This is a genomic window from Catenibacterium sp. RTP21428st1_D7_RTP21428_210409, from assembly GCF_040227455.1.
Lineage (GTDB): Bacteria > Bacillota_I > Bacilli_A > Erysipelotrichales > Coprobacillaceae > Catenibacterium > Catenibacterium mitsuoka_A.
On the sequence record NZ_JBEHVX010000077.1, the window covers coordinates 1 to 11,259 of the forward strand.

Below are 11,259 nucleotides of genomic sequence, written 5' to 3' on the forward strand. Positions count from 1 at the left end.
GCTTCATGAACGCCGTTTAATCGGTGTTTATGAAATTTAATTTTCACTGACCTGTGGTTTGTGGGTATTCAAAAAAATCAAACTTTCCTAAAAAAACCTTTTTGTGTTATACTGGTCAAGTTGAGGAGGTATGCTCATGTCAAATACACATTATGATGAATCCGATATTCAAATATTAAAGGGGCTAGAAGCCGTAAGAAAAAGACCAGGAATGTACATTGGTTCAACTGATTCTCGTGGTTTACACCACCTTGTATGGGAAATTGTTGATAACTCTATTGATGAAGCCATTGCTGGTTATGGTAAGAAGATCACAGTTACATTACATAAAGACGATAGCGTGACGGTCGAAGATGAAGGCCGTGGTATGCCAACAGGTATTAATAAAGAAACAGGAAAGCCAACTACAGAAGTTATTCTTACTGTATTACATGCAGGTGGTAAATTCTCTGAAGATGGTGGTTATAAAACTTCAGGAGGCTTGCACGGTGTAGGTTCTTCTGTCGTCAATGCGTTAAGTGAATTCTTAGAGGTGACTGTCCATCGTGATGGTGTGATTCACACACAGCGCTTTGAAAATGGTGCTACAAAAATTGGAAAGTTAAAAAAAGTAGGAAAAACTAATAAAACAGGTACTATTATTCATTTTAAGCCTGATGCATCTATTTTCTCTACCACAACATTTAGTTTCCAGACAATTAGTGAACGACTCCGTGAAGATGCATTCTTATTAAAGGGAATGACAATAGAACTTATTGATGAACGTACTGATAAAGATGAAACATATCAGTATGAAAAAGGCTTAGAAGAATTTATTGACTGGATCAATAATGATAAAGAAGCTGTTTCACCTATTATCTCTTTTGATGATACTAATAATGAAATAGAAGTAGAAATTGCGATGCAGTTTACACAAAGTTATCAGGAAAATATTATTTCGTTTGTTAACTTAGTACGTACTGGAGATGGAGGTACACATGAAGTAGGATTCCGTTCTGGTTTAACTAAAGTATTTAATGAATATGCAAGAAAATATGCTTTATTAAAGGCAAAAGATAAGAATCTTGAAGGTAGTGATGTACGTGAAGGATTGAATGCAATTATTTCTGTTAAGATTCCAGAAAAGTATCTTCAGTTTGAAGGACAGACTAAATCTAAGCTTGGTTCTCCTATTGCCCGTAATATTCTAGAAAATGTAACTTTTGAACGTATTACTTATTTCTTAGAAGAAAATAAAGATATTGCAGAGAAACTGATTGAAAAGATGATCAAGGCAGCTAATGCAAGACAGGCAGCACGTAAAGCTAAGGAGCAGGCAAGAAAAGGTAAGAATAACCGTGAAGCAAAATTCTTAAGTGGTAAGTTAGCACCTGCACAATCCAAAAATAAGCGTAAGAATGAATTATATCTTGTCGAAGGTGATTCTGCCGGAGGTAGTGCAAAACAGGGAAGAGACCGTAAGTTTCAGGCTATTCTTCCACTTCGTGGTAAAGTTATTAATACAGAAAAAGCCACACAGGCAGATATTTTAAAGAATGAAGAAATCAGTACAATGATTAATACAATAAATGCGGGTGTAGGTGCTGATTTTAATGCGGATGATAGTGCTTATGATAAGATTATCATCATGACCGATGCCGATACTGATGGGGCACATATCCAGATCTTATTGCTTACATTCTTCTATCGTTATATGCGTGGTTTGATTAAAGCAGGTAAGGTTTATATTGCCATGCCACCTCTTTATAAGGTTTCTAAGAAGTCTGGCAAAAAAGATAATGTTATTTATTGCTGGGATGAAAAGGATTTAGAAGCCGCTCGTAAGAAAATGGGAAGAGGCTATGATGTACAGCGTTACAAAGGTCTTGGTGAAATGAATGCAGAACAATTATGGGAAACAACTATGAACCCTGAAACTCGTACTCTTATTCAGGTTACTATTGATGATGCAGCAATTGTAGAAAGAAGTGTCTCTGTATTAATGGGTGATAAGGTACAGCCTAGACGTGAATGGATTGAAAACAATGTACAGTTCTCATTAGAAGATAGCTTCTTTATGGAAGGATAGGTGATCAAACATGACAGAAAAAAATATTATTATGTCCTTAGAGGATATCATGGGTGACCGCTTTGGACGTTATTCTAAATATATTATCCAGGATCGTGCATTACCTGATGTAAGAGATGGATTAAAACCAGTACAAAGAAGAATTTTATATGCTATGTGGAAGGAAGGAAATCTTCCTACTAAGCCATATCGTAAGTCAGCTAAGACTGTTGGTACAGTTATTGGTAATTATCATCCTCATGGTGATTTTTCTGTTTATGAAGCGATGGTCCGTTTATCACAGGACTGGAAGATGCGTATGCCTTTAGTAGATATGCAGGGTAATAACGGGTCTATTGATAATGACCCGGCTGCTGCCATGCGTTATACTGAAGCACGATTAGCACCAATTGCGTTAGATTTAATTAAAGATATAGATAAAGAAACAGTGCCGATGGCACTTAACTTCGATGATACAGAATATGAACCAACTGTATTCCCGGCTAAGTATCCAAACCTATTAGTCAATGGGGCCACAGGTATTTCAGCTGGTTATGCCACTGATATTCCTCCTCATAATTTAGAGGAAGTGATTGATGCTACTATTTACCGTATTAAACATCCTCATTGTTCATTTGATGATCTTCATCAATTTATTAAAGGGCCTGATTTTCCAACAGGTGCTATAGTTGAAGGTGCAAGTGATATTGCGACAGCCTTAAGAACTGGTCGTGGAAAGGTTGTTGTCCGTTCACGTTATAAAATTGTTGAACAGAAGAATATCAATCAGATTCTTATTACAGAAATTCCTTATGAAGTGAATAAAGCTGAACTTGTAAGAAAAATGGCTGAAATTCAGTTTAATCGTGATATTGATGGAATCATTGAAGTCAGAGATGAATCTGACCGTAATGGATTATGTATTGCAGTAGATTTAAAGAAAGATGTTGATGCAAGAAATACATTAAACTACTTCTTTAAAAATACAGATTTGCAGAAGAACTATAACTATAATATGACTGCAATCAAAGATAAGCGTCCAGTACTTATGGGTATTGAAGATATTCTTGATGGATATATCAAGCATGAATGTGAAGTCGTTACTAAGCGTTCTATTTTTGATCTTAATAAAGCACAGGAACGTGAACATATTGTAGAAGGGCTTATTAAAGCTATTTCTATTCTAGATGAAGTTGTAAAAACAATTCGTGCATCTAAAGATAAGTCAGATGCAAAAGTGAATTTAATGAATGCTTTTGGCTTTACTGAAAGACAGGCTGAAGCCATTGTAACTTTACAGCTTTATCGTTTGACAAATACTGATATTGTATCCTTAGAAAATGAACAAAAAGAATTACAGGCTCTTATTGAAAGCTTAAATGCGATTTTAAATAGTGAAAAAGTATTAAGAAAAGTAATTATAAATGAGTTAAAAGAGATTAAGAAGAAGTATCCAACACCTCGTCTCACTGAAATCAAAGATGAAATCATGGATACATCTGTCAATCAGCAGGCAATGATTATTTCTGAAGATGTATATGTTTCTATTACACGTGACGGATATTTCAAAAAGATTTCTACACGTTCTTATAAAGCATCTGATGAAAATACATTTGGTAAGAAAGATACGGATATGCTTGTTGACCTATTTGAAGCCAATACACTCGATGTTATTCTTTCATTTACTAACAAGGGTAACTATTGTTTTGTCCCTGTTTATAAGTTAGAAGACTTCAAGTGGAAGGATCTAGGCAAACATCTAAGTTATTTAATTAAATTAAGTAATGATGAGAAGATTATTGGTAATATTCTTGTGAAATCATTCGATTTAGACCAGTATGTTGTCTTATCAAGTAAGAATGGACAAATTAAACGCGTAAGTATAAAAGACTTTAATGTCAGCCGCTTCTCTAAGCCATTAAAGTGTATGAACTTGAAAGACAATGATGAATTAGTGAGTGTTGATATCAGTGATGGAACAAAGGGTATTATTACTGTCACTAAAGCAGGATATGGTACTTTATATAGTGAAGATGAAATATCTGTATTAGGTGTAAAAGCAGGTGGTGTAAAGGGTATTAATATGCGTGATGATGAAGTGGCCTTTATGTGTGTCTTTGATCCTTCAGTTGTCTCTTCTTTATTACTTATTTTAAACCCAACACATTTCAAACGTATACATATCAGTGATATTCCAGCATGTCATCGTGCAACAAAAGGAACATTACTATTTAAGTCATTAAAGACTAAACCAACTAAAATCTTTACTGGATTCATATCTAATCCACAGAATGAATTTATAGTTAAGAGTGGTACAGAAACAATGAAGATTGTATCTAAAGATATTAGCTTTGGTGCACTAAGTGCTAAGGCCAATACTTTAAAACAATGTCCATTTGACTTTATTGATGATGTACATCTCACTCGTTCTATGATTATTGAAGAACATGTACAAAAGAAATTAGAAGAAAATAAAGTAGATCTTACAATTAAAGATCCAAATCTCTTTGATGAAATGGAAGGGGACCCTGATACTGAGTTTGAATTCATTTCAATGGATGATTATCTTGATGAAAAGTAGGAAATATCCTTGCTAGCTCTATGTAATTGACTAAAAATAGTGTAAAATGACCTAAGAAAAGGAAGGTATATATGACAGAAATAAGATGTTATGGATGTGGCGCCATCATTCAAAGCGCTGATACAAAAAAGCCTGGCTATGTGCCAGAATCTGCTTTAAGCAAGGAAAAGATTCTTTGTCAGAGATGTTATAAATTAATGCATTATCATCAGAAGATGGAATCTCATTTAACTAAAGATGATTTCTTACATGTTTTACAGACTGTAGGAGAAAAAGATTGTTTAGTTGTTTATATCGTTGACTTATTTGACTTTAATGGTTCTCTTGTGCCTGGTCTTATGCGTCATATTGGATATAATGATGTACTTGTACTAGCGAATAAGAGAGATATCTTACCTAAGTCTTTAAAGGAACATAGACTTAATACATGGGTAAGAAGACAGTTCAAGGAATACGGTATCAAGCCTCTTGATGTAGTTATTACAAGTGGTAAGAAGAATATGAACTTTGATGAAATCTTTGATAAGATTGATGAATACCGTCACGGCCGTGATGTATATGTTGTAGGTATTACTAATGTTGGTAAGTCTACATTTATCAACCGTATGTTGAAGAACTATTCAGATGCATCTAATCTTATTACTACAAGTGAATTCCCTGGTACCACTCTTGATTTAATCAAGATTCCTCTTGATGATCATTCATCTTTATATGATACTCCAGGTATCATGAATGAACATCAGTACACATCTGTTGTAGATGAAAAGGATTTGGCTTATATTATGCCTCAGGGCGAAGTAAAGCCAATGATATACCAGTTGAATGATGATCAGTCAATCTTCTTTAGCGGTCTTGCAAGAATTGATTATACAAAGGGAGATAAAGGAAACTTCATCTGCTACTTCTCTAGAAATATGCAGATTCATCGTACAAAGACTGGAAAAGCAGATGAATTGTTTGATAGACATAAGCAGTTACAGGTTTATGGACGTGCTTCATCAATGAAAGAAATGAAGGCTTATGAATTCACTTTACCAGAAGAAAAGCGTGATATTGTGATTTCTGGTTTAGGATTTATATGTATTCATGCACCTAAGGGTAAAATCAAGGTTTATGTACCTGAAGGTATTGATGTATTTATGAGAGAAAGTTTAATTTAGAGGATATATGAATGTTAAATAGTAAACAGAAGAAATTTTTAAGAAGCGAAGCACATAGCTTAAAGCCAATTTTTCAGGTTGGTAAAGATGGTGTAGGAGAAAAACAGATCAACAGCATCAATGATGCATTAAAGGCTAAAGAACTTATTAAAGTGAAGTTATTAGATACTTGCCCTGAAACAGTGAATGAAGTAGCTTTAGAAATCTCAATGGGTACTAAAGCAGATGTTGTTCATATTATTGGACATACAATTGTTTTCTATAAATCAAGTGAAAAAGGTATTTATAAGATCTAATGAATATTGGATTACTTGGTGGTAGTTTTGATCCTATCCATAAAGGGCATATAGAGATTGCAAAGGAAGCTTTATCTTTGCTTTCTCTTGATTCATTTTACTTCATTCCTACTAAAAACAACCCTTGGAAGGATAAACAGAATGCCCCTGGCGATAAGCGTAAAGAAATGATAGAGATTGCGATTCACCAGGAACCAAAAATGAGGGTTTGTACTATTGAACTTGATTCTACAAGTGATGAAAAGAATTATACAATTGATACGATTCATGCATTAAAAGAAATGTATCCTAATGATAATTTATATTATTTAATGGGTATGGATCAGGCTATGGCGTTTGAAAAATGGAAAGAAGCTAAAGAAATATCAGAATTAGTCCAGCTAGTCGCCTTTAATAGAGGTGGTTATCCTACAGCTCATCCTAATTTAGAGACATATCACTTTGTTAAGATGGATAATGTAGAAATCACAGCATCTAGCACAGAAATTAAAGAAGGGGCATTAGATATGCTTGATAAAGATGTGCTTAGATATATTTCTCAAAATGGCTTATATCTTGATACAATGATTAGAAATAGAATGAAGGAAAAACGCTATAAGCATACTCTAAGTGTCGCTTCTCTCACAAGAGATTTCTGTAAAAGCAATGGCATTGATCCTCTCAAAGGCTATATTGCCGGTATGATGCATGATGTTGCAAAAGAAATGCCTCATGATCAGGCTAAAAAATTAATGAAGAAGCATTATGCTTCTCATTTAGATCAGCCTGAACCTATCTGGCATCAATGGCTCTCACGTTATGTATGTGAGAATGAATTTCTTATCAGTGATGAAGAAATCTTAAAAGCCATTGAAGATCATACAACAGCTTCTACATCTATGAGCCTTCTTGGAATGTGTTTATATTGTGCTGATAAGTTAGACCCTTTAAGAGGTTATGATTCATCAGAACAGATTACTCTATGTAAACATGATATTGAAGCAGGATTTAGAAACTGTCTGACTGATTTTTATGAATTTTCCACAAAGAAGCATCGTCCAATCGACCCATGTTTCTTTGAAGTTTATGATAAATATGTAAAAGGAGTTAATAATGACTAAAGTAGAATGTATTGTGAAAGCAATGGACGATAAATTAGCCCAGGATATTGTGGCAATCAATATGGAGAACGCCTCTCCTTTATATGACACATTTATTTTATGTACTGCATCTAATAAACGTTTATTAAATGCGATTCAGGATAATGTAGTTGACCAGTGCGAAAAGAACGGTTTTGAAATCAAGAGCATAGAAGGCCGTGGTAATGCGGAATGGATTCTTATTGATGCAGGTGATGTAATCTGTCATATCTTCTCTGAAGAAGCACGTAAAGAATATAACTTAGAGAAGTTATGGAGTGATATGCCTACTATTGATATCAAGGAGTATCTTGCATAATGGCTGCCTATAAAGAGTTTTCTTATTATTATGATTCTTTAATGGACCCAGACTTCTATTCTGAATATTTAAAATTCATTCATGAACATGCTAATCTTAAAACAATATTAGAACTAGGATGTGGAACTGGATTAACTGCTATTGAACTTGCGAAAGAAGGTCATCAGGTTCTAGCCACTGATTTATCTGAAGATATGGTAAACATCACTGCCTTAAAAGCTAAGGATGAAGGTGTTGAACTTCTAACTGAAATGATTGATATGTGTGATTTTGCCTTATCTCAGCCTGTAGACACTATTCTTTGTTTAACAGATGCAATTAACTATGTTTTAAGCAAGAAGAAAGTACAAGATGTCTTTAATAATGTTTATGAAGGTTTAAAATATAATGGAACATTTATTTTTGATGTGAACAGTCTATATAAATGTAATGTGATCTTAGATGATTATCATGAAAAGAATGAAGATGAAGATTTCTTCTTCTCATGGGATGTAGAAAGTGATCACAAAGGTGTTATTACCCATCATATTATTATTGACGAAGATGGTCATCATGTTGATGAAACACATCGTCAAAAAACACTTCCTGTAGATGAGTATGTCAAAATGCTTAAAAAAGCAGGCTTTAAGTCTATTGCTTATTATAGTGATTTTGGTGAATACCAGGAAGAGTGTGAACGCATTATATTTGTAGTAAAGAAAGTGAGGGATTAACATGTTAGGTATTATTGGAGCAATGGAAGAAGAAGTGAATGAAATTCTTGCGTTGATGAAAGTTGAAAACGAATACCAAGAATGTAATTATCATTTTTATGAAGGCTTCTTAGGAAAAAAAGAAGTTGTTGTCGTGCAAGGTGGTATCGGTAAAGTCAATGCCGCTATTTCAGCCACTCTTTTATTAAAGAACTTTGATATTGATCATGTAATCAATGTTGGTTCCGCAGGTGGACTTGATTTAAAAGAAAACGTCGGAGATGTTATCATCAGTGAAAAGGTAGCGCATCATGATGTCGATGTCACTGCTTTTGGACGTCCATATGGACAAGTACCTGATATGCCTCTTTACTATGAAGCTGATGTGACACTCGTTTCTTATGCAAAAGAAATCTTTGAACATAATGGCTTAACAGTATATAGTGGTCTTATTGTCTCTGGTGATCAATTTGTTGCAAGAAAAGATCAGGTTGATGCAATCAAAGAATACTTCCCTGATGCATTATGTTCTGAAATGGAAGCTGCAACAGTAGCTCAGGTATGTACAGTCTTTAATAAACCATTTATTATTGTACGTGGATTAAGTGATATTTTTGATAAAGGCAGCAGTTCTATCCAGTTTGATCAATATCTTAAGGAAGCTGCAAAGTCATCAGCACGTATGTGCTATGATTTAGCTCAAAAACTTGTATAAATGAATAGAATTGAATTATTGGCCCCTGCAGGTGATTTTGAGTCTCTGCAGGGCGCTATTGCGAATGGCGCTAATGCGATTTATCTTGGAACAACTGCCTTTTCAGCACGAGCCTTCGCTAAGAACTTTAATCTAGAAGAACTAGACCAGGCTATACAGTATGCACATCTAAGAAATGTAAGAATATTTGTAACTGTTAATACACTATATCAAGATGATGAAATGAAAGATGTTCTTTCATTAATTGATAGTTTATATGAGCTACAAATAGATGCACTTCTTATTCAAGATATTGGCTTATTAAAGCTCGTTCATGAAAGATATCCTGATATGGAACTTCATACTTCTACTCAGATGAGTGTGATGTCATTAGAGGCATTACGTTATTTTGAAGATCTAGGTGTTAAAAGAGTCGTTCTTGCTAGAGAAAATACCATTGATGAAATTAAATATATCTGCTCTCATACAGATTTAGAAATAGAAGTATTTGCACATGGTGCATTATGTGTGGCTTATTCTGGACAGTGTTTGATGTCTAGTATGATAGGTAGAAGAAGTGGTAATAGAGGCGCCTGTGCACAGCCATGCCGTTTACCTTATAGTTTAGAAGAAGATGGCAAAGTGATTGATACAAGCTATCTCATGTCTACAATGGATTTATGTACATCTGATCATATTAATGAATATATTGAAGCAGGCGTTGCTTCTTTAAAGATAGAAGGGCGTATGAAGCGTCCTGAATATGTGGCTGCAGTCACTCAGGTTTATTCTAAAGCTATTAAACATTATTATGAGAATACACCTAACTATACAAAAGAGAACTTCAATGATATGAAACAGATGTTTAATCGCCATTATACATCTGGTTATCCATTTCATGCTGATAAAATTGTAGATGAGACATTTTCAGGTAACCAAGGCGTTTTCTTAGGTTATGTTAAAGGATATGACTACCGTAGTAAACGTGTCTCTATAGCCCTAAAAAATGATTTAACACAGGGTGATTCTATTGTCTTTACAGAAATAGATAAAGGAAGACCTGTCAATAAGATTTATTATCAAAATAAGCTCATCAATAAAGCAGAAGCAGGCATGAATGTTCAGATTGAGTTTGATGATGTAGTGAAGGGTGGAACTGTTAATAAGACAATCAGTGTAGATACAATTAACCGTATGCAGAAAACATATCAAGAAGAAAAGAAATATCGAAAGATTGATATGTCCTTTAAAGCATCTCTTAATAAGCCTTGTACACTTGTTGTAAAATGTGATGATGAAGAAGTATCTGTAGTAAGTGAACAGATCATTGAAGAAGCATCAAAGCGTGCTGCCACTAAAGAGAATATCATTGATCATCTCAATAAGCTTGGTCATACTGTGTATGAAGCAAATAAAATTGATGTAGAGTTATATGGTGAATTATTTATACCTATCACAATCATCAATAATATGCGTCGTGAGGCGCTTTCTAAACTAGATGCATTATTTACCTTTAAGAAGCACCACAAGGCTCCTATTAAAGAAATACAGCCTCTTAAAGTCATTCCACAAAGTGTATCTGAGTATCATGTAGTAGTTTCTAATATAAAACAGTTAGAAATTGCCTTAAGAGATTATGATCATGTATATTACTACTATAATGCAGATCTAAAAGAAGCATTAGAATGCTTCAAAAAATATGATAAAGTACCTAATCTTTATCTACCTCGTATTATGCATGATAAAGATATACAAGAAGTCATTCACAATCCTTTATTGAAAGAATTCAATACATTAATTGTCAATGACTTTGGAAGCTATAGATTATTAAAAGAGCATCCTCTTATTATTGGTCAGGGATTTAATATTTATAACCATTATGATGCTTATGCATTTAAAGAACCAGTCATTGCATCATTTGAATGTACAAGAAAACAGATTAAACAGATGAAGGATTATAATGCTGATCTTATTTTACCTATCTATGGTAAAACAGAGAATATGATCAGTGAACATTGTGTCATTTCACAATCTTATTTCCATAAGAAAGTACCACATTGTGGTATGTGCAAGAAACATTCTTATAAGATTGTAGATAGAAAAGGTGTTCCTTTTGATATCTTTACTGATGATCAATGTCGTAATCATATACTACATAATGAACCAATCTATGTAGAAAACCATCAATCTCTAAATATTTCATATTTTATTATGTTGACTACAGAAGATGAAAATGCGACTGTAACCGTTTTAGAAGACATAAAAAAACGTACTTGGTAGAGTCAAAAGTTTATGAAAAACTTGATGAATGACAGATTTCAGGGCTCGATGAACGATGCGATATCATTCATG

The 11,259-nt window shown here is 33.8% G+C and carries 9 protein-coding genes; all 9 read left to right on the plus strand.

Going from position 1 to position 11,259, the window contains the following annotated elements; genetic code table 11:
- Nucleotides 1-136: 136 nt before the first annotated feature.
- The gene (gene parE, locus ABUA27_RS10085) at nt 137-2,068 is read left to right on the plus strand and encodes a DNA topoisomerase IV subunit B (protein ID WP_129981391.1); all 1,932 of its coding nucleotides are present in this window, start codon (nt 137-139) and stop codon (nt 2,066-2,068) included.
- A 10-nt stretch (nt 2,069-2,078) separates the two neighbouring features.
- A complete protein-coding gene (parC, locus tag ABUA27_RS10090; RefSeq protein ID WP_349820649.1) occupies nt 2,079-4,628 on the plus strand; it encodes a DNA topoisomerase IV subunit A in 2,550 nt (849 codons plus the stop codon).
- Between the two features lie 71 nt (nt 4,629-4,699).
- Nucleotides 4,700-5,788 (plus strand): ribosome biogenesis GTPase YqeH, encoded by a 1,089-nt coding sequence (yqeH, locus tag ABUA27_RS10095; protein WP_287845820.1) that lies wholly within the window; start codon nt 4,700-4,702, stop codon nt 5,786-5,788.
- A gap of 11 nt (nt 5,789-5,799) precedes the next feature.
- Complete coding sequence (gene yhbY / locus ABUA27_RS10100) at nt 5,800-6,084, plus strand: ribosome assembly RNA-binding protein YhbY (RefSeq protein WP_022424384.1); 285 nt, start codon at nt 5,800-5,802, stop codon at nt 6,082-6,084.
- Nucleotides 6,084-7,184: a nicotinate-nucleotide adenylyltransferase gene (locus ABUA27_RS10105; RefSeq protein WP_129981395.1), complete on the plus strand. Its 1,101-nt coding sequence runs from the start codon at nt 6,084-6,086 to the stop codon at nt 7,182-7,184. Before yhbY ends, ABUA27_RS10105 begins: the two co-directional genes overlap by 1 nt.
- Nucleotides 7,177-7,521: a ribosome silencing factor gene (rsfS, locus tag ABUA27_RS10110; RefSeq protein WP_129981396.1), complete on the plus strand. Its 345-nt coding sequence runs from the start codon at nt 7,177-7,179 to the stop codon at nt 7,519-7,521. The genes ABUA27_RS10105 and rsfS overlap by 8 nt, the downstream gene beginning before the upstream one ends.
- On the plus strand, nt 7,521-8,234 hold the full coding sequence (locus ABUA27_RS10115; protein WP_287845817.1) for a class I SAM-dependent DNA methyltransferase: 714 nt from the start codon (nt 7,521-7,523) through the stop codon (nt 8,232-8,234). The genes rsfS and ABUA27_RS10115 overlap by 1 nt, the downstream gene beginning before the upstream one ends.
- Before the next feature lies 1 nt (nt 8,235).
- Nucleotides 8,236-8,928: a 5'-methylthioadenosine/adenosylhomocysteine nucleosidase gene (locus ABUA27_RS10120; RefSeq protein WP_287845815.1), complete on the plus strand. Its 693-nt coding sequence runs from the start codon at nt 8,236-8,238 to the stop codon at nt 8,926-8,928.
- Nucleotides 8,929-11,187, plus strand: coding sequence for a U32 family peptidase (locus tag ABUA27_RS10125; protein WP_349820650.1), 2,259 nt, complete (start codon nt 8,929-8,931; stop codon nt 11,185-11,187).
- The last annotated feature ends 72 nt before the right edge of the window (nt 11,188-11,259 follow it).

Coding starts and splice junctions, on each gene's coding strand:
- parE (WP_129981391.1), top strand. CDS start 137: ATGTCAAATACACATTATGATGAATCCGATATTCAAATATTAAAGGGG.
- parC (WP_349820649.1), top strand. CDS start 2,079: ATGACAGAAAAAAATATTATTATGTCCTTAGAGGATATCATGGGTGAC.
- yqeH (WP_287845820.1), top strand. CDS start 4,700: ATGACAGAAATAAGATGTTATGGATGTGGCGCCATCATTCAAAGCGCT.
- yhbY (WP_022424384.1), top strand. CDS start 5,800: ATGTTAAATAGTAAACAGAAGAAATTTTTAAGAAGCGAAGCACATAGC.
- ABUA27_RS10105 (WP_129981395.1), top strand. CDS start 6,084: ATGAATATTGGATTACTTGGTGGTAGTTTTGATCCTATCCATAAAGGG.
- rsfS (WP_129981396.1), top strand. CDS start 7,177: ATGACTAAAGTAGAATGTATTGTGAAAGCAATGGACGATAAATTAGCC.
- ABUA27_RS10115 (WP_287845817.1), top strand. CDS start 7,521: ATGGCTGCCTATAAAGAGTTTTCTTATTATTATGATTCTTTAATGGAC.
- ABUA27_RS10120 (WP_287845815.1), top strand. CDS start 8,236: ATGTTAGGTATTATTGGAGCAATGGAAGAAGAAGTGAATGAAATTCTT.
- ABUA27_RS10125 (WP_349820650.1), top strand. CDS start 8,929: ATGAATAGAATTGAATTATTGGCCCCTGCAGGTGATTTTGAGTCTCTG.